Raw genomic sequence first — 20,447 nt, forward strand, 5'->3', positions numbered from 1 at the left:
TTCTAGAATAAACCGGTGATGGCACCGTCTTCGTTTACGTCAATGCCTTCCGCCGCCGGCTTTTTCGGAAGCCCCGGCATGGTCATGATATCTCCGGTCAGCGCTACAACAAATCCGGCTCCTGCGTTTACATAGATTTCGCGGATCGTAATATCAAAATTCTCCGGACGGCCAAGCTTCTTCGGATCATCAGATAAAGAATACTGGTTTTTCGCCATGCAGACCGGAAGATTTCCGTAGCCAAGTTCCGTAAGCTGCTTTTTCTGTCTGACTGCCGCCGGTGCATAGACGACATGATCCGCGCCGTAAATCTTTGTGGCGATGGTCTCGATCTTTTCTTCGATGGTCGTATCCTCGTATGAATACAGCGGGTGGTACTCGCTTTTTTTCGTCTCTAACGTCCTGAGGACTGCCTTTCCAAGCTCGATGCCGCCGTCTCCGCCTTTTTCCCACACCTCTGACAGGGCAAAATCACAGTCTCTCTCCTGGCAGAAATGTTTGATAAAGTCCAGCTCAGCCTCAGTGTCCGTGACAAACCGGTTCAGTGTGACAACCACAGGGACCCCGTACTGCTTCAGGTTGGAGATATGCTTTTCCAGATTTACGATTCCTCTGCTCAGGGCGTCGATGTCTTCCCTGCCCAGATCTTCTTTGGAAATGCCGCCGTTATATTTAAGAGCCCTGACCGTAGCCACCAGAACAACCGCATCCGGAGCAAGTCCTGCCATCGGACATTTGATATCCAAAAACTTCTCAGCTCCAAGGTCCGCTCCGAAGCCTGCTTCCGTGACAGTGATGTCGGAAAGCTTTAAAGCCATCTTCGTAGCCTGGACGCTGTTGCAGCCGTGAGCGATATTGGCAAAAGGACCGCCGTGTACAAAGGCCGGCGTATGTTCCAGCGTCTGGATCAGGTTCGGCTTTAAGGCATCCTTTAAAAGGGCCGCCATGGCTCCCACAGCGTTTAAATCCGCTGCTGTCACAGGTTCTTTATTCATATTATAGGCAACAATGATCTTGCCTAAACGTTTCTTCAGATCTTCCATGTCGTTTGCAAGACAGAGAATTGCCATGATCTCAGAGGCCACCGTGATCACAAAATGGTCCTCACGGACAACGCCGTCCACTTTTCTTCCCAGTCCCACGACAATATTTCTCAGTGCCCTGTCATTCATGTCCAGGCATCGTTTCCAGACGATGTCTCTCGTATCGATCCTCAGTGCATTTCCCTGCTGGATATGGTTGTCAATCATAGCCGCCAAAAGATTATTTGCGGAAGTGATAGCATGAAAATCACCAGTAAAGTGAAGGTTTAAATCTTCCATAGGCACTACCTGAGCATATCCGCCCCCGGCAGCTCCTCCTTTGATCCCAAAGCACGGTCCAAGAGAAGGTTCTCTTAACGCAGCCACCGTTTTCTTTCCGAGCTTTGTGAGGCCCTGCGCGAGACCGATGCTGGTCGTGGTTTTTCCTTCTCCTGCCGGAGTCGGATTGATAGCCGTCACAAGCACAAGCTTCCCGTCCCCGCGATCCCTGATTTCGTTCATGAATCCGGAAGACAGCTTCGCTTTATATTTGCCGTACAGCTCAAGATCGTCTTCACTGATCCCAAGAGACGCCGCTACTTCCTTGATTGGCTGTAACTCTGCTTCCTGTGCAATCTGAATATCTGTTTTCATTGGTTGAATTCCTTTCTTCTATAAATATTCTTCTTTATATTGTTCAAATTCTTCCTGGCTCATGAGAACCTTGCGGGGCTTTGTACCTTCCTCTTCTCCGACGATCCCGGCTTCACAGAGCTGGTCCATCAGCCTCGCCGCCCTGTTGAAACCGATCTTAAAAATCCTCTGAAGGCCTGCAATGGATGCTTTGTCCTTATCTATGATAAATTTGGCCGCATCTTCAAAATATTCATCTCTGTCTGCCGAAACAGATGCCTTTACACTGGCCGTTTCGATCTTTTCTTTGATCTCACTGCCGTAGTCATCTTCAATGTTCTGGCTCTTTAAGAAGTCTACGACACGTCCCACTTCCTCATCGCTTATAAACGCTCCCTGAACCCGGACCGGCTTCTGGTATCCTGCCGGATAAAAGAGCATATCTCCTTTGCCTAAGAGCTTCTCCGCTCCGTTCATGTCGATGATCGTACGGGAATCCACCCCGGAGGACACAGAAAATGCGATCCTCGAAGGGACATTGGCCTTGATCAGTCCTGTGATGACATTGACAGACGGTCTCTGGGTGGCGATGATCAGATGAATACCTGCGGCTCTGGCAAGCTGGGAAAGCCTTACGATCGCATCCTCTACCTCACCCGGCGCAACCATCATAAGATCCGCAAGCTCGTCCACAATAATGACGATCTGAGGCAGCGGCTGGAAGTCCTCGCCCTCCATTCCCTTTTCCTTCATCTCTTTTACTTTTTCATTATATCCGGTCAGGTTCCTTACATTGACATCCGCAAACTTCTTATAGCGGTCTCCCATCTCCATAACCGCCCAGTTAAGTGCGCTGGATGCCTGCTTCGGATCTGTGACCACTGGGATGAGAAGATGTGGGATTCCCTGATATGTACTTAGCTCCACGACTTTCGGATCGATCATGATCAGCTTCACATCGTTGGGGCTTGCTTTATATAAAATACTCATGATCAGCGTATTGATACACACTGATTTTCCGGAACCTGTGGCACCTGCAATCAAAAGGTGAGGCATCTTTGCAATGTCTGAGATAATCACCTTTCCGGCCAGATTCTTTCCTACCGCAAACGCGATGTTGGAAGAGAACCGTTTAAAGTCATTATTTTCAATCAGATCCCGGAACATGACCACCTGATTGGTCTTATTAGGCACCTCGATGCCCACTGCCGCCTTGCCCGGGATCGGAGCTTCGATCCGTATGTCCGGGGCTGCCAGATTCAGTTTAATATCGTCGGAAAGCCCGACGATCTTGCTGACCTTCACTCCCTGCTCCGGCTGAAGTTCAAACCGGGTAACAGAAGGCCCGCAGCTGATATCTGTAATCGTCACGTTGACGCCGAAGTTTCTCAACGTCTGCTCCAGTTTCAGGGCTGTCTTTTTAAGTTCTGCCTGGCTGTTTCCTCCTGCCTTCTTTCCCTTTTTCAGCAGAGTCACCGGCGGAAACACATAATCCCCCTCCTCAAGCGCAGAAGGATGTATGGAGATCTCCGGCATAGGTTCGGGCTCTGACTTCTCTCTGTTCACAAAAGATCTTTTGCTTGGCTTCAGTTCCGGCTCCTCCGGCAGAACCTCCTCATCGGCCTGTCCGATCATCTCATCTAAATCAAACGGCTTCTCCGGTTCTTTTGCCGGTTCTTCCGGCATCAGGGTCAGGTCATCCAGTACTTGTGACTGTTTCTCCCTCCTTTTCAGCTTTAAGTCGGGGAGTTTTGGAGTCTTGATCCTGGATGTCTGCCTGTCCTCTTTTTCCTTTGTCTTTCTCTTTTCAGCTGTTTTCGTCTTCTTTCCTGAAGTCCGTTCGGGTACGAAAAATGCTGCCACACGCTTTACAAAGGAGAGTAGTGATCTCTCGGTGATCAGTATCATAGAAATTGCTGTCAAAAAAAACACGACAACATAACTGCCTGCCAGTCCCAGCTCCTTATACAGAAAACTAGCGATGACACCTCCGACCACGCCGCCTCCCGCATGATGTTCCGATCCGTACCGATATAGCACTCCTGCATCAGACATACGGATGTCTGTCGCCATCTGCCATATCGCCGCAGTCATGCACAGGAGCAGAACAATAAAAAAAGACTTCTTTACCGAGATGCTGCTGTACTGATTGGAGATCAGCAGAAGGATCATGATCAATATAACAATAGGGGCAGCATAGTGAACACCGCCCAGTACTCCGAACAGCGCGGAACTTACCGTGTTTCCCACTTTCCCGCAGAGTCCGAAATTACTCAAAAATAAAAAAAGACAAACTGCAAAACTTAACAGAACCGCAATTTCCTGATAGAAGCCTGCAAAGTCTTTTTGCTTTTTCTTCTTTCGTGCTGTGTTTCTTCTCTTTCTTTTTTTTGCTGCCATTCTTCTGGAATCTCTTTTCTTCTTATATTTAATGCTCAACAACCCTTTATCAAAAGAGTTATATGCCTATTTTACAATTAACCTAAATAAATGTAAAGAGCCTGGGCAGAACTCTTTGGTTCCGTTCAGACTCTTTTGTATCTCTGAAATATAATGAATATCAGTATTTTGCTGTCTCAGGCGGAATGAACTGCTCTGCTTCATTCACGAACTTTTTAACCTGTACACCCGCTTTGACTACCGGGATATTGGTTCCGGCTCCGGCAACGCACCCTCCCGGGCATCCCATTCCTTCGATCAGGTAGCCGTTCTTCTTGCCGGCTTTTGCCTGAAGGAGCATCTTCTTGCACTCTGCGAGTCCTTCCACGTGGTCAATCTTCACATCTACTCCCGGATGGTATTCTTTCACACATGCTTCGATAGCCGCGGCAACACCGCTTGCAACTGCATATCCGCGTCCTGCACCGAACGCATCGTTCATCTCGACTTCTTTGTCGTAAGTACTGAAATCAATATCCTTGGCGGTAAACATGCCATCCAATTCTTCAAATGTAATGACGAAGTCCACTTCACTTCTGACAGATTTCCTGGAAGCTTCCAGTTTTTTAGCCACACAAGGGCCGACGAACACGATCTTTGCATTCTTGTTGGTCTGTCTTGCAGCTCTGGCTGTTGCCACCATCGGGGTGAGTGAATTTGATATCTGGTCGATCAGTTCAGGGAAGTACTTTTTCCCGAGCATAGACCAGGACGGACAGCAGGAGGTCAAAAGGAACGGCACCTCTCCTGTGACAACTCCATGTGCATAGTGATCCGCTTCTTCCAGAGCACCTGCATCCGCTCCCACTGCCACTTCCCATACATCGGCAAATCCGATGTCCAGCAGTGCGGCCTTCACCTTGGCAGGTGTTGCCTTCGGTCCAAACTGACCAACAAAAGCAGGGGCCAGGATGGCGATGACTTCGTTGCCCTCATTCATGGCTTTGATCAGCTGATAGATCTGTGACTTGTCTGCGATGGCTCCAAACGGACAGTTGACCATGCACATACCGCAGGATACACACTTGTCCGGATTGATGGTAGCGCGTCCGGCATAGTCGGTTTCGATCGCTCCCACGCCACAGGCAACTTCACACGGTCTTTTTCTCTCATGGATCGCACTGTATGGGCAAACCTTCTGGCACTGTCCGCACTTAATGCACTTTTCCTGATCGATGTAGGAATATCCGTCCACAAAGCTGATGGCATTTTTCGGACATACTTCCATACATGGATGTGCCATACATCCCTGACACTCTCCTCCTACGATGAATGCTCTGTCCTTGCAGGCGTTGCACGCTGCCGGGATCACCTGCAAAAGCGGCGGCTCGTAGTATTTTTCCGCAATGTTGCTCTGTTTGATTCCTTTTGTTATTCTTGCAGGCTTATCAGCAGGTCTTAAAGACATCCCCATGGCAAGACGGATTCTCTCTCCTACCACTGCCCTTTCACGATAAATACTGTCGCGGTATGTCGGCAGCTCACCTTTCACTAATTCGTACGGCAGATCCTCAATTTCTTCAAGGTCTCTTTGTTCATAGGCAAATTTAGCAATCTCTGTAAATACCTTTTTTCTGATCTCTCGGACCGGGGTCTCAATTCCTCTCATAGCTCCTCCTTTAATGTTCGTTAAAATAAAAACAATCTATTATCATTCTACACTACTTTTATCCGAAATTAAAGGATTTTTTTGCTTTTTTTGTACTTTATTCTGTACACCGAAACCCCCGGTTTTCTCTCAGTTTTCCGAGGTATTTTGTACGAGTTCCTGAAGCTTTGCAAAGGCTTCGCTCATGCCTCCGATTTCATTGATGAGACCCAGCTCCACCGCCTGTTCTCCCTCCAATATGGTCCCTGCGTCCTTCACCTGCTCTCCGATGTGGAGCATCAGCTCTTCTACCTTGTCTTTTGTGATATCAGAGTGGTCGCTGATAAACCTTGTAATGCGGTCCTGGATCTTCTCAATATTGCGGTAGCTCTGAAGCACACCGATAAAAGTACCGCCGGACCGCACTGGGTGGATCATCATTGTTGCACTTTTAACAATAAAAGAATAGTCGGAAGAGACTGCAAGGGGCACACCGATGGAATGGCTTCCTCCCAATACAAGAGTTACTGTGGGTTTGCTCAGGGAAGCGATCATCTCTGCGAGCGCCAGACCGCATTCCACATCGCCTCCGACCGTATTGATCAGGATCAGGATTCCTTTGATATCATCAGAATACTCTGCTCTTGCCAGCGCCGGGATCATATGCTCATATTTGGTTGTCTTGGAATTCTGGGCTGACAGCTGGTGCCCCTCGATCTCTCCAATGACCGTCATCACGTGGATACCGCCCAAATCCAATTCTCCGATATCTTTTATTTCATTTCTTTGATCTTCATTCATATCGACATCCTCACTTTGATTTAATAAAAAAAGGAAGAAGCGCAGTGCTTCTCCCTTTTATTGTCTGTCATAATGAGAAAGATTATTCTTCTTCGATTTCAAAAGATACAAGCAGATCTTCCTGATTAACCTGTTCGCCTTCTTTGACGTAGATCTTATCTACCTTGCCGTTGACCTTGGATACGACAGTTGTTTCCATCTTCATCGCTTCCACGGTAAGCAGCGGCATGTTCACAGTTACCGGATCTCCCTCTTTTACGAGGACTTTTCCGACGGTTCCCGGGATTGTTGAGCCTAAATGTGCCGAATTGCTCTTATCCGCCTTGATCCTGTGGTCTGCCTTGACTTCCAGGTTGCGGTCTAAGATCTTCACCTCACGCATGGAACCGTTGACCTCGAATTCCAGCAGACGGTATCCGTTCTCATCCGGTTCTGACATATCCACAAATTTGATGATCAGGTCTTTTCCTTCTCCGATGGTCAGTGTCGTCTCCTCACCCTTTCTCAGCCCGTAGAAATACACATGGCTTTCCAGCCTTGTGACATCATTGTATGCCTCAAAATGTCTGCAGTAATCCTCATATACTTTCGGATACATAGCATAACTGATGGCTTTGCGGTGGAGCGTCTTTTCGTCTTCCATTGTATCAACATAGAAGAACTCCTTGAGCCCTTTCTTGATCTGGTCGAAGTCTTCCGGAGGAATCAGGCTTCCCGGACGGACGGTGATCGGTTCTTTGCCTTTCAGCACAATATCCTGAAGTTCCTTCGGGAATCCGCCTTCCGGCTGTCCGATCATACCTTCAAAATATTCGACCACTGAATCAGGATAAGATAAGCCTTTGCCCTCTGTCAGGATATTTTCTTTGGTCAGGCCGTTTTTAAACATAAAGATGGCAAAGTCTCCCACGACTTTAGAAGAAGGCGTAACCTTCACGATATTTCCAAGCAGATCATTGGCGTCTTTGTACAGACTCTTGATCTCTTCAAAATCCTCCGCGGCTCCCATCTCTTTTACCTGAGCCAGCAGATTGGAGTACTGTCCTCCCGGAATCTCATACTTGTAGATCTCTGTATTCGGAGCGTCCATGCCGCTTTCAAACTGTTTATAAACCGGTCTCAGTCTCTCATAGTACTGGCTTAATTCTGTGAGTTCATCCGGAACTAATCCTGTATCCCTCTCACTTCCCCTGAGAGCCTCTGCGAGAGAGTTCATGGACGGGTTGCTTGTCATGGAGCTCATAGAACCGATGGCACAGTCAACAATATCCACTCCCGCTTCCGCAGCTTTCAGCAGAGTACTGACTCCGTTTCCGGTAGAATCATGGGTGTGCAGGTTGACCGGTATGTTCAGTTCTTCTTTCAGCGTTCTGATCAGCTTTTCGGCCGCATACGGCTTCACAAGTCCGGCCATATCCTTGATGGTAAAGATGTGGCATCCCAGGCTTTCCAGTTCTTTCGCCTTTTTCACATAGTAGTCCAGCGTATATTTTGTCTCATCCGGATTCAGAATATCCCCGGTATAACAGATAGCTCCTTCCACGATCTTTCCGGTCTTTAATGCCGTCTCGATCGGAAGCTTCATATTCTCGACCCAGTTTAAGCTGTCAAAAATACGGAATACATCGACTCCGCGGGATGCTGCCTCTTCGATAAAAGTCGTCACTACATTGTCCGGATAATTCTTGTATCCGACCGCATTGGACGCCCGAAGAAGCATCTGGATCAGGGTATTCGGCATTCTTTCTCTTAAGAGTGCCAGCCTTACCCACGGAGATTCCTTTAAGAAGCGGTAAGAAGTATCGTATGTGGCTCCTCCCCACGCTTCCATGGAAAATGCGTTTGCCATGTACTGGTTGGACGCCTTGGCAGCACCTGCAAGATCCTTTGTTCTCATACGGGTTGCCATCAGAGACTGCTGGGCATCTCTCATCGTTGTATCAGTCACATAAAGTTTTTTATCGTTTAAGATCTTCTGAGTATAACCTTCGGCTCCGAGTTTTAAGAATTCATCGCGGGCGCCGTAAATCTCTTTCTTCTTGTCATATTTGGGAAGCACGCGGTCTTCGAAGAACGGTTTTTCTTCTGCCTTCTGTTCATTGACCATTTTATTTCCGAGGAACTCCAGGATCTTTGTGGCACGGTCCTGGGATGCAGCGAAAAGAAACAGCTCAGGAGTATCTTCTATAAATGTCGTATAGCACTCTCCTGATTTAAAGGTCTCATGGTTAAGGACATTAATCAGGAACGGGATATTTGTCTTGATGCCCCGGATTCTCGTCTCTTTCAGCACACGGGTAGACTTCATCACAGCCCCTAAGAACGTACGGTCATGAGAACATGCCTTTACGAGGAGGCTGTCATAATATGGAGTGATCTCTGCCCCTGCATAAGCATTTCCTCCGTCCAGACGGATTCCATTTCCTGCTCCGGAACGGTATACCGTGATCTTTCCTGTATCCGGCAGGAAGTTGTTTGACGGATCTTCGGTGGTAATACGCGTCTGAATAGCATAGCCCGTAGTTTCCACACTTTCCTGAGAAGGAATCTGGATCTCATCAGAGTCAAGGGTGTACCCCTGAGCAACGAGGATCTGTGTCTGTACAATATCGATCCCTGTCACCATTTCTGTCACCGTGTGTTCTACCTGGATCCTCGGATTCATCTCGATGAAGTAAGGATTGTTGTCGGCGTCCACAAGGAACTCTAACGTTCCGGCGTTGCGGTACCCGACCGTCTTTGCCAGCCTTAAAGAACTGTCAAATATAACCTGCCTTGTCTCTTCCGGAATACTGAAGGCCGGTGCATACTCTACCACCTTCTGGTGACGCCGCTGCACAGAACAGTCACGGTCATACAGGTGGACTACATTGCCGTAGTTATCTCCGATGATCTGTACTTCAATATGTTTCGGGCTTTTAAGATACTTTTCAATAAAAATCTGGTCGTCTCCGAATGCCTTTTTGGATTCATCCCTTGCTTCCGCATATTCCTTCGGCATATCTTCTGCCGTGTGAACGATGCGCATGCCGCGTCCGCCGCCTCCGTTGGATGCTTTCAGCATCACAGGGTATCCGACCTTCTCTGCGATCTCAATGACTTCTTTTTCACTATGTACCGCATGGTCCACACCCGGAATGATCGGCACATCCGCTTGGATTGCCATCTGCTTGGAAGAGATTTTATCTCCCATCGCCCTCATAATGTCAGATGTCGGTCCAATAAAGGTAATACCGTGTCTCTCACAGGCATCTACAAATTCCGGATTTTCAGACAGGAATCCGTATCCCGGATGGATCGCATCAACATTTTTCTCTTTAGCAATCCGGATGATGGTCTTGATATCCAGATACGCATCGATCGGTCCTTTATCCGGATTCAGCTGATATGACTCATCCGCCTTGGAGCGGAACAATGCATAGCGGTCTTCTTTTGAAAATACGCCAACAGTGGTAATACCTAACTCATTGAGAGCACGGAATATACGGATCGCAATCTCACCGCGGTTGGCTACTAATACTTTTTTAAATTTCTTTATTTGCATTGGTAAACTACTCCTTATATAAAATTTGTCTTTCCTGGCAGGACAATGATCCGCCACAGCAAGACGTATTAGAAAACATTATAGCTTAAAATCAGCCATATTACAATAGCGGATTGACGGGAACCCCTGGCAGGTCAAAAAAAGACGGTTTCCTGCATCGGAAACCGCCCCGTCAATCTCTTATTCTGCATCATCTGCATTGTCAGTGATCAATGCTTTCATGCTCAAGCTGATCTTCTTTTCATCCTTTTTGAAGTCAACGACTTTGGCTGTGATTTCCTGTCCAACGGATAAAACATCAGATGGCTTGTCAATATGTTCCTTGGCAATCTGAGATACGTGAAGCAGAGCATCAATGCCTGATTCTAACTCAACAAATGCTCCGAAATCAGTCATACGCGCAACTTTTCCGTCCACAACGTTGCCAACTTTATATTTCTCTTCTGCCTTTAACCATGGATTCTCTTCAGGGAATTTCAGGCTTAACGCGATCTTCTCACCCTGGATATCCTTGATCAGTACCGTAACCTTATCTCCGATAGAAAATACCTTTTTAGGATTCTCTACACGTCCCCAGGACATCTCAGAGATATGAAGCAGTCCGTCTGCACCGCCTAAATCGATGAACGCACCGAAGTCTGTCACGTTCTTGACAACTCCGTCGATCTTCATTCCAGGCTCGATCTTTTCAAATAATTCTTTCTGTTTTTCTTTCTTTGCAGCCACTAACAACTGCTTGCGGTCTCCGATGACTCTTCTCTTTCTCGGGTTAAACTCACTGATGACAAACTCGATTTCCTGTCCGTCATATTTCTTTAAGTCTCTCTCGTAAGAATCAGATACAAGGCTTGCAGGGATGAAGACTCTCGCCTCATCGATAATCACACTTAAACCACCATCTAAAACCTGAGCCACAGGCGCTTTGAGCACTTCCTTGTTTTCGTAAGCTTCTTCCAGACGCTTGTTGCCTTTTTCTGCTGCCAGTCTCTTATATGTCAACAACACTTGTCCTTCTCCGTCGTTCACTTTAAGGACTTTTGTCTCCATCGTATCCCCTACTTTGGCGATCGTTGTTAAATCTAAGTTAGCCGCATCATTAGAGTACTCACTGCGTGTCAGAATACCGTCAGCTTTGTAACCGATGTTTAAGATGATCTCATCTGGTTTTACGTCAATGACTGTTCCTTCCACTACCTCTCCGTTACGAATCGTAACTAAACTTTCCTCTAATAATTGTTCAAAACTCTTTTCCGTCATGCTAGCATGAACCTCCTTGATAATTTTCTCTGGGGTGGATGCCCCCGCTGTAATACCTACCTTACCAGTCGATTCAAAAAGTTTCAAATCCAGGTCTTTAAGTGTCTGCACAAAAAAGGTGTTCCCACACTCTTTCTTGCTGATCTCATATAATTTCTGGCTGTTAGAACTTTGTCTGTCGCCAATGACAATCATTGCATCTACATCGTGTGCTATAGATTTTGCTTCCAGTTGACGCTCTTCTGTGGCATTACAAATTGTATTACATACTTCTATATGATAACTCTTTTCCTTGATAATTTCAACTATATCTTGAAATTTATTGTAATTAAATGTCGTCTGTGAAACAACGCAGGTCGGTTTGCAGCCGAGATCGATCTCCGAAAGCCCCTCTGCATCGGAGATCACATGGACATCTTTGCTGCACCAGCCCCTGATTCCTTCTACCTCGGGATGTTCCGCACTGCCGATGATCAGGATCTGTTTTCCCTCGGCACTGGCCTTCTCCACGATCCTGTGGATCTTTAAGACAAAGGGACAGGTGGCGTCTACCAGATGCAGCCCCTTCTGACGGATCAGCTCATAAATGTCCTTTGCCACGCCGTGGGACCGGATGATCACAGTGCCCTCTGAAATCTTCTCCAGTTCTTCTCTGGAATGGAGAACTTTTACGCCTCTTTGTTCCAGATCGGAGACTACCTCCGAGTTGTGGATGATCGGTCCGTATGTATAGACCTGTTCTTTCCCTGCTTCCTCATAGACTTTATCCACCGCGCGTCTGACACCGAAACAAAATCCTGCAGTTTTCGCCAAGTTTACTTCCATCTCTTATTTCACCTTTTCAAATTCCCGGATCACCGTATCGACCACTTCTTCGATCGTCATCCCGGAAGAATCCACAAGAACCGCATCCTCCGCCTGTTTAAGCGGTGCGATATCTCTGGTCATATCCTGGTGATCCCTTTTCTTAATGTCTTCTTCAATGACAGCAAGATCTGCCTCCTGCCCTTTTTCGATCAGTTCATCATAGCGGCGCTTTGCCCTGACCTCCACGGAAGCCGTCAAATATATTTTTAAATCCGCATCCGGAAGCACATTGGTCCCGATATCCCTTCCGTCCATGAGGATATCCGCAGTCTTTGCAAGGTCTCTCTGGAGATCTAAAAGCGCAGCCCTCACAGACGGATATGCGGATGTCTTTGACGCCATATTCCCTACTTCTTCCGCCCGGATCTGGCCGGTAACATTCTCTCCGTTTAAAATAACCTGCTGCATCCCGTCCTCATAGGCAATGCTGACTTTGATATTTTTGCATGCAGCGTCGATGACCGCTTCATCCGTATCATCGATCTTGCTGCGGATGAAAAACAAAGCCATAGCCCGGTACATGGCCCCCGTATCCACATAGATAAACTCTAATTTTTTTGCGATGGTTTTTGCGATCGTGCTTTTTCCGGCTCCCGCCGGCCCGTCAATAGCAATGCTGTACATATGATATTTCCTCCTAATTCATTCCTGCCAGGTATCCTGTGGACCATGCGATCTGGAGATTGTATCCTCCGGTCAGCGCGTCCAAATCCAAAACTTCTCCTGCAAAATATAATCCCCGCACCTTCCTGGATTCCATGGTGCTCGGGTTAATCTCTTTTACGTCCACTCCGCCGTGGGTGATGATGGCTTCTTTAAAGCCTCTCGTGCCTGTGACAATAAGCGGCACGGCCTTCAGCAGCGCAGTAAGCTTCCTCCGCTCATTCTTTGTGATCTCATGGACCTTTTTTTCCTCCGGAATTCCGGATAGTTCTAGGATAACCGGGATCATTTTTTTTGGCAACAGCTTTCCGAGAGAATTTTTGAATTCTTTATTGATATTTTCCTGAAAATCTTTCAGAATTCTCTGATCCAGCTGTTCTTCCGACAATGCCGGCTTCAGATCGATACAAAATTTTAACTGTTTTCCTCTGTATCTCACTGCATAGCTGCTGGCGCTTATGATGATCGGTCCGCTGATGCCAAAATGAGTAAACAGCATCTCCCCGAACTCCTTATAAATACGTTTTCCGTCTGCATAAAGCGATGCTTCCACATTTTTAAGGGAAAGCCCCTGAAGCCTTGAACAGACTGTCCCGTCTATATTAAACGGAACCAGCGCCGGATCTAAATGCATCACCTTGTGTCCGGCTTTCTTTGCAAATCTATATCCGTCTCCTGTGGAACCCGTGGAAGGGTAGGACATGCCTCCGGTGGCAATGACCACCTTATCCGCTTTCAGGGTTCCTGAGCCTTTCAGTTCAACGCCGCTGGCTCTTCCGCCCTCTGTCAGGATACGGCGTACCTCCGTATTCAGTTCTACAGTGACCTTCTGTCTGCGAAGCTCTCTCTCCATAGCGCGGATCACATCTGAGGACTTGTCGGACACGGGGAATACGCGGTTTCCCCGCTCCACCTTTACCGGACATCCCCAATGCTCCATCCATTCCATCATCTGTTCATTGGTGAAGGAATAAAACGCACTGTATAAAAACTCCCGGTTTGTGACCACATGGCCCATCAGATCTTCGATATCACCGGCATTGGTCAGGTTGCATCTTCCTTTTCCTGTGATAAAGAGCTTTTTCCCCAGCTTTTCATTTTTTTCTAATAAGACAACCTGATTGCCTTCTTTCGCGGAGCAGATGGCAGCCATCATTCCTGCCGCCCCTCCTCCTACTACAATTACTTGACTCATAAAACTCCTTTATATCTTTAAGATTGTTTACATTCCAACAAAAGCCGTTTCTTCCGGCAGCCAAAATACAAAAGCCCGAACACATCCGCTAAAGCCCATCCGATGGGAACCGCCCACCAGATCCCAATCAGGCCTATGGCAGGCACAGCTGACAAAGCGTAGGCTAACAGAACTCTGCTCCCCAGGGAGATGACCGTCAGCCAGATGGAAACCGCAGAACGGCCCAGGCCCCGGTAAAGTCCGTAGAGCAGAAATAAAATCCCGATGCCCGCATAAAAACAGCCGACGATATGAAGATACTTTACCCCGATGGCAATGATCTCTGTCTCCTGTGGTTTGATGAAGATCAGCATAAGCTGCCTGGCAAACGCCACCACGATCACAGATGCGGCGGCACAAAAACAGACAGAGATCCCCACTGCCAAACGTAGGCCGTTTTTGATCCTGTCAGGTTTTCCCGCTCCGTAATTCTGCGCAATATACGTGGTAAACGCATTGCCGAAATCCTGTGCCGGCATATAGGCAAAGGCATCGATCTTTACTACTGCTGCAAAGGCTGCAGAGGTTAAGAATCCAAAGCTGTTGACCAATCCCTGCACCATCAAAATTCCAAGATTCATGATGGACTGTTGTATGGCTGTCAAAGTGGAGTTATTGATGATCATTCCCAAAAGCTCCCGGCTGTAGTACATATGACAGCGCTTGGGGCACAATTCCCCTTCTTTTACAAAAAAATAGACCGTAATCAGGGCTGCGGATACCCCCTGGGCAATGACGGTAGCCCATGCCGCCCCTGCAATCCCCATTCCGAATTTTAAGATAAATACCATGTCCAATATGATATTCAGGACTGCGGAAACAGCAAGAAACATCAGAGGCGCCACTGTATTTCCGATACTGCGCAGTACACTGCTAAAAAAGTTATAGATGCTGACAAAAAATATACCGAAAAAAATGATGAACAAATATTCTCGGGTGAACGGAGCCGCCTCCGGAGGAATATGAAGCCAAAGAATGATCTTATTCAGAAGCAGAAACGCAAGCCCCGTGATTACAGCGGCCACTGCAAAAATAAAGACAAAAGCATTGACCACCGCTGTCTTCATCCGATCTTCCTCCCTGCGCCCGTACAACTGGGCAAACACCACCCCGCTGCCCATGCAGAGTCCCAAAAGGATCGACGTCAGCAGCACCATCAGCGCATAAGCCGATCCCACCGCTGCCAGAGCCGCAGCCCCGATCGTCCTTCCGACAATGAGCGTATCGGCAACATTATACAGCTGCTGAAGCAGATTGCCCAGAATCATAGGAAGACTGAATAAAATGATGGAACGGCCAATCCTGCCATTCGTCAAGTCTACTCGCATTGATACCTCCATTTTACACTGAATGCTGCCGCATATTCCTGACATTTATTTATATATAATCTCTAAATAAGGCATAATAAGAATCTTATTTATACTGCCTGGCAGCCTTGTTTTATTATATAGTATAGGAATATTTTAAGCAATTAAAGATCTTTTAAATGTTATCCTTAATTCCACTGACCTGGGGCATTGCCGGACTTTATCATTAATGCTATACTGTTTGAAAGAATTATAAGAAAGCAGGAGCATTTATGAAAACATCAGATTTTACGTTTGAACTGCCGGAGGAACTGATCGCACAGGATCCTCTGGCTGACCGTTCAAGCTCAAGATTATTAGTATTGGACAAAGAGACCGGGGAGATCAGACATGAGGTCTTTAAAAACGTGGTCAGTTACCTGAAAAAAGGGGACTGTCTCGTATTAAATGACACCAAGGTCCTCCCGGCCCGCCTGATCGGAGAAAAAGAGGGGACTGGGGCTAAAATCGAGGTCTTGCTGCTAAAACGAAGACAGGACAATGTCTGGGAAACTCTTGTAAAGCCGGGGCGAAAAGCAAAACCCGGAACCAGGATCTTGTTCGGCGGCGGAAGGCTTGTAGGAGAAGTCACTGACATTGTAGATGAAGGAAACCGGCTGGTTCGTTTTGAGTTTGAGGGAATCTTTGAAGAGGTGCTGGACGAGCTCGGACAGATGCCTCTCCCTCCATACATTACACATCAGCTTGAGGATAAAAACCGCTACCAGACAGTCTATGCCAAGCACGAGGGATCCGCGGCCGCACCCACAGCCGGCCTGCATTTTACAAAGGAACTTCTGAAAGAGATCGAGGAAAAAGGCGTAAGGCTTGCCTATGTCACCCTGCATGTGGGACTGGGTACATTCCGTCCGGTAAAGGTAGAGGACGTGACGGATCATCACATGCACTCAGAATTCTATTCTGTGGATGAAACAGCTGCCCAGGCGATCAACCAGACCCGGAAGGAAGGCAGACGGATCATCTCCGTTGGAACTACCAGCACCAGGACGCTAGAGTCCGTGGCGGATGTGGACGGGCATATCGAGCCCAAGAGTGGATGGACCGATATCTTTATCTATCCGGGGTATGAGTTTAAAGTGATTGATGCCCTGATCACCAACTTCCATCTTCCGGAATCTACACTTCTGATGCTTGTTTCTGCATTGGCAGGCAAAGAACATATTCTTGCCGCCTACGAAGAAGCCGTTAGAGAACGGTACCGCTTTTTCAGCTTTGGAGATGCCATGTTTATTCAATAGGAATTATATAAAATAGTAAAACAGGATATATCTTAGTTTTTGATACATCCTGTTTTTTATTCCTAGTCAATTCCATTCCTCAGCGGTTAGGAAATCCCGGATATTTTTATGGTTGATCCCATTCCGACTCATGTTGAACTCGTCCATGGAAACCACATATTTAGGAAAATTGTCCCGGATACTGTCGTAAGCACCAAATTCTCTCTGGATCGTATCCTCAGAAGCCAAAAGATAGCATACCTGAACATAGAGTTTCTGTCCGCGCTTTTCACAGACAAAATCAATCTCTTTGTCTCCCGCCTTGCCAACTGTGGCTTTGTAACCGCGGCGCAGCAGCTCCATATAGACAATGTTCTCCAAAATCAGATTAATATCCCGCATATTTCCGCCAAAAACAGCCTCTCTGATACCATGGTCCGCGATATAGTATTTTTCGTTGGTGGACAGAATCTGTTTCCCCTGCAGGTCCTGCCGCTTCACTTGGTAAAAAAGATATGCGTCCACACAATATCTAATGTAATTCAGAATAGTTTCTGCAGCGACAGTACGTTGCTCGTTTTTAAAAAACTTTACCAGCGAGGAGGCAGAGAAGGTGTTTCCCACATTTGCCATTATATAGGCGATGATGCGTTCCAGCAAGTCCACATCCCTCACCTTGTTCCGTTTCACTATGTCCTTGAGCTGGACAGAGTTAAATAAGTCCATCAGGTATTGGCGGGACGGCTCATCCTCGTAGCGAAGATTACTGAGATATGGCATCCCGCCGGATAGTAAATAATTCTGAAATCCCTGGGCAACAGAGTTCTCAGGCTTGACGGTACGATACAGTTCCATAAATTCAGAGAAAGAAAATGGATAAATGACAAATTCCACATACCGTCCTCCAAGATAAGTGGCAAGCTCGCCAGATAAAAGCTTTGCGTTAGAACCGGTGATATAAATGTCGCAGTCCAGCGCAACGCGGAATGAGTTAATGCACTTTTCCCAGTCCTTGACTTCTTGAATCTCATCAAAGAATAAATAGACTTTTCCGTCGATATCCTCCGTTCTTCTGATAATTTCATCGTGCAGGGTTTTTGCAGTCAGTAGATGAGTATACCGCAAATCTTCAAAGTTAATGGAGATGAATTGTTCCGGCTTTACGCCTGAAACCAGCAGCTCATGCTGAATTAATTCCAGCATAACCGACTTTCCACTGCGCCGCATACCAGTCATTACCTTAATGAGTTCACCACCAATAAAAGGCCTGATGCGACTCATATATAGTTCTCGTTTAATCATTATGGTTTTGCCCCCCTTCTTACTTTATTATGAATAGTATATTCTATTTATAACTAAAAAACAACTGGCTTTAATTATTTATATTAGTTATAACTGAATCTTTATACTGCCATATGAAGTCGACAATTTAAAAGCCATTGCAAATACCACGAGACAAGAGTAAAATAAAGACAAAACCAGACGGAAGAGGAGGCTCCCATTATGAAAAAAGATGTATTAGATTTTGTTGTTGCAAAAACCCACGAACTGATTGATTCTCCTACCTGCAGCCCCGAAACCAGGGAGGCTGCCAATGCCTGGCTGAATGCTGTGGATACCGAAAATGAAGCCGAAGAGACAAAAAAATACATTGCCGAGTTGGAAGAAGACATTATGCCCATTGACACTTTGATCGGTTTTGCAGAGTCCGAAGCAGGAGCTCAGGTTTTTGGGACAGACAAAGCGAAAGATGTTGCGGCACACGCCAAAGAGATCAAGTCAAACGGAGCTAAATACTGCGACTGCCCTGCCTGCGCAGCTGTAGCCGCCATCCTGGAAAAGAAAGACCAGCTCTAGGAAAGCAACAAATACATAACCTCAATAAACCCCGGATGTGCAGCATAACCTCTGCATATCCGGGGTTTTCTTTTAATCTGTAGTTTTGTGTATGTCTTAGTTTAGTCCCGGAATAAATATCCTTCGAAATTATACTTCATCACTCTGTAGGAATACTTATCCGCATCATAGCCGAAGGAATAGATCAGCTTTCCGTCCTTATCATATTCCCCGAAGGTTTTGCTTGTTCCGCTTCCGAAAGAAATGTTGTTCTTCATGTGTTCCACGCTGCTGACGATCGGAGAGTAAGGGATCGCAAAGGACTGCACCAGCTTATACGTTCTTTTGTTTTCGTCCACAAGATACTTGTAGTACATAGACTTTTCCCCTTCCTTCATTGTTCCGGTCCCCGGAAACATACTCCAGTCAAAGCTTTTGATTGTTGCGGAATAACCATAGTTGTTATTGAACATATACAGGTAATACTGTCCTTTTGGAAGAGATTTATCATGCTCCACTGAAATGGTATGCTGCCCTGCCTGTCCCACAAAGCTTCCTTCTTTTTTCAGCATGTATTTCTGGTAGTCTGTTCCATTGTAGACCGTACCTCCATGGATCAGATAATCTACTTCCGGTTTCTCAAACACATTTTTCATCTTAATGAGTGTGCTCTGCTCTCTGCTGCTGAATATCATGCTGTCGTCGTCAATCATATTCATAGAGTTTAAATGGAGCCAATCAAGGCCTGTTCCGCCGTAAGTATTTTTCTTTGGACGGTAGGCCAGATTCCTCATGGTCTTAAAGTAATCCTCAAAGTCGATCAGCTCTTTTACCTCTCCTGTCTTTACATCTACGGACACTACAACATCTTCGATCGTATCCTGTTCCTTGTCGTTTACCAGACAGATGAATTTATTCTGCTTTTCCGCGTACAGAAAGTCATGATGAAATTCATATCTATCTCCCAGATCATAGGTTTTTGTGACCTTGCCCAGTCGGTTCACCATGGCGATCTTGTTAAAATCATAGGAATATGCCATGTCATCTCCGACAAAGAGCAGACGGTCTGTACGATATTTATTCAAAGGCATCCGGCCCCGGTTCACTCCATTGTTGTCATAGAGATAAATATTGGCGTCTTGCGCCTTGTCATGCCCGAGCAGCGCAAACAGGCCGTCTTCCATCTTTTGTGCAGAACTTCCCCTGGTCTTTTTCAGAATTCTGGGTATCACATCATCTTCCGGGATATCCACATAAAAATATTGCTTTTCAATGGCTCTTTTGTCCTCATTAAAAAATTCCATGGTCACCTTATTTCTTGTGCCCGCTGAAAGTCCCACGATCTGGTACTCATGGGTTGTGCTGTATTTCTTTTTAGCTTTCAAAGTATGCTTGTACACGGCAGCCCCTGCATCGGGAGCCTCCACGGTGCACACGGCATAAGATGCGCGATCCGTCTTTCCATAATAATATAGAGCTGTAGTGTTGGTCCCATAAGCATTCTGAACCACCAAAGGTTTTTGGATGGTATAATTTTTCTTCTTTTGTTGATCAATCTGGTCCTGTGATTCTTGTTGGTAAGCTTCTGTAAACACATCCTTTTCCTTGTGCTCCAGTACCTTTGGCGTAACCTTGATCTCTCTTAATTTTACACTCTTTAAAAATTGTTCTTCCTTATAATCTGCGTAGATACGGTATCCGAAGAAACCCGCTGCCATAAGAATCAGAATCGCCAGAATGGATATGATGATGTTTTTCTTTTTCTTTTTTTTAGTCTCTGATTCCTGCATTTCTTCAATCATTCCTTTCAAATAGCTCATTTCTTTCTTATCCTCCTGTGACATTTTCAACGGTATTATATCATATTTTCACAATATATGTAACTATTTTGTAATATTTTTAATACAAATGCAAAGAAGAGCAGAAAAACTGCAGTGATCGCACTTCCTCTACTCCTCTTATTGTTTCCCCTAATGACT

General features: G+C 46.3%; 13 protein-coding genes. 2 read left to right on the forward strand and 11 right to left on the reverse strand.

Going from position 1 to position 20,447, the window contains the following annotated elements; all coding sequences use genetic code 11:
- Positions 1–2: 2 nt before the first annotated feature.
- From QGT46_RS07115 to QGT46_RS07155, 9 genes are all read right to left on the reverse strand, one after another.
- Complete coding sequence (locus QGT46_RS07115) at positions 3–1,676, reverse strand: formate--tetrahydrofolate ligase (RefSeq protein WP_148459934.1); 1,674 nt, start codon at positions 1,674–1,676, stop codon at positions 3–5.
- An 18-nt stretch (positions 1,677–1,694) separates the two neighbouring features.
- Positions 1,695–4,055 (reverse strand): DNA translocase FtsK, encoded by a 2,361-nt coding sequence (locus tag QGT46_RS07120; RefSeq protein ID WP_148459935.1) that lies wholly within the window; start codon positions 4,053–4,055, stop codon positions 1,695–1,697.
- Between the two features lie 160 nt (positions 4,056–4,215).
- On the reverse strand, positions 4,216–5,703 hold the full coding sequence (locus QGT46_RS07125; RefSeq protein ID WP_024727972.1) for a 4Fe-4S dicluster domain-containing protein: 1,488 nt from the start codon (positions 5,701–5,703) through the stop codon (positions 4,216–4,218).
- 129 nt (positions 5,704–5,832) lie between these two features.
- Positions 5,833–6,483, reverse strand: a complete 651-nt coding sequence (locus tag QGT46_RS07130) for a ClpP family protease (RefSeq protein WP_024727973.1) — start codon at positions 6,481–6,483, stop codon at positions 5,833–5,835.
- A gap of 82 nt (positions 6,484–6,565) precedes the next feature.
- The gene (locus QGT46_RS07135; protein ID WP_148459936.1) at positions 6,566–10,027 is read right to left on the reverse strand and encodes a pyruvate carboxylase; all 3,462 of its coding nucleotides are present in this window, start codon (positions 10,025–10,027) and stop codon (positions 6,566–6,568) included.
- 180 nt (positions 10,028–10,207) lie between these two features.
- On the reverse strand, positions 10,208–12,109 hold the full coding sequence (locus QGT46_RS07140; protein ID WP_148459937.1) for a bifunctional 4-hydroxy-3-methylbut-2-enyl diphosphate reductase/30S ribosomal protein S1: 1,902 nt from the start codon (positions 12,107–12,109) through the stop codon (positions 10,208–10,210).
- Between the two features lie 3 nt (positions 12,110–12,112).
- On the reverse strand, positions 12,113–12,775 hold the full coding sequence (cmk, locus tag QGT46_RS07145) for a (d)CMP kinase (protein WP_148459938.1): 663 nt from the start codon (positions 12,773–12,775) through the stop codon (positions 12,113–12,115).
- 13 nt (positions 12,776–12,788) lie between these two features.
- A complete protein-coding gene (locus tag QGT46_RS07150; protein WP_148459939.1) occupies positions 12,789–14,009 on the reverse strand; it encodes an NAD(P)/FAD-dependent oxidoreductase in 1,221 nt (406 codons plus the stop codon).
- 17 nt (positions 14,010–14,026) lie between these two features.
- Positions 14,027–15,376, reverse strand: a complete 1,350-nt coding sequence (locus QGT46_RS07155) for an MATE family efflux transporter (protein ID WP_301590137.1) — start codon at positions 15,374–15,376, stop codon at positions 14,027–14,029.
- A 251-nt stretch (positions 15,377–15,627) separates the two neighbouring features.
- Here QGT46_RS07155 and queA point away from each other — a divergent pair, with 251 nt between their 5' ends.
- Positions 15,628–16,653 carry a tRNA preQ1(34) S-adenosylmethionine ribosyltransferase-isomerase QueA gene (gene queA, locus QGT46_RS07160; RefSeq protein WP_148459941.1) on the forward strand — a complete coding sequence of 342 codons (1,026 nt, stop codon included), beginning with the start codon at positions 15,628–15,630 and terminating at the stop codon, positions 16,651–16,653.
- Positions 16,654–16,719: 66 nt separating this feature from the next.
- Here queA and QGT46_RS07165 read toward each other — a convergent pair whose 3' ends face one another.
- Complete coding sequence (locus tag QGT46_RS07165; RefSeq protein WP_024727980.1) at positions 16,720–17,934, reverse strand: ATP-binding protein; 1,215 nt, start codon at positions 17,932–17,934, stop codon at positions 16,720–16,722.
- Positions 17,935–18,135: 201 nt separating this feature from the next.
- Here QGT46_RS07165 and QGT46_RS07170 point away from each other — a divergent pair, with 201 nt between their 5' ends.
- Entirely contained in the window at positions 18,136–18,489 is a 354-nt protein-coding gene (locus tag QGT46_RS07170) for a hypothetical protein (protein ID WP_024727981.1), read from the forward strand.
- Positions 18,490–18,590: 101 nt separating this feature from the next.
- Here QGT46_RS07170 and QGT46_RS07175 read toward each other — a convergent pair whose 3' ends face one another.
- Positions 18,591–20,288, reverse strand: a complete 1,698-nt coding sequence (locus QGT46_RS07175; protein ID WP_148459942.1) for an aryl-sulfate sulfotransferase — start codon at positions 20,286–20,288, stop codon at positions 18,591–18,593.
- Between the last annotated feature and the right edge of the window lie 159 nt (positions 20,289–20,447).

Origin of the sequence: Anaerostipes faecis (assembly GCF_910574135.1) — a bacterium.
GTDB lineage: Bacteria > Bacillota > Clostridia > Lachnospirales > Lachnospiraceae > Anaerostipes > Anaerostipes hominis.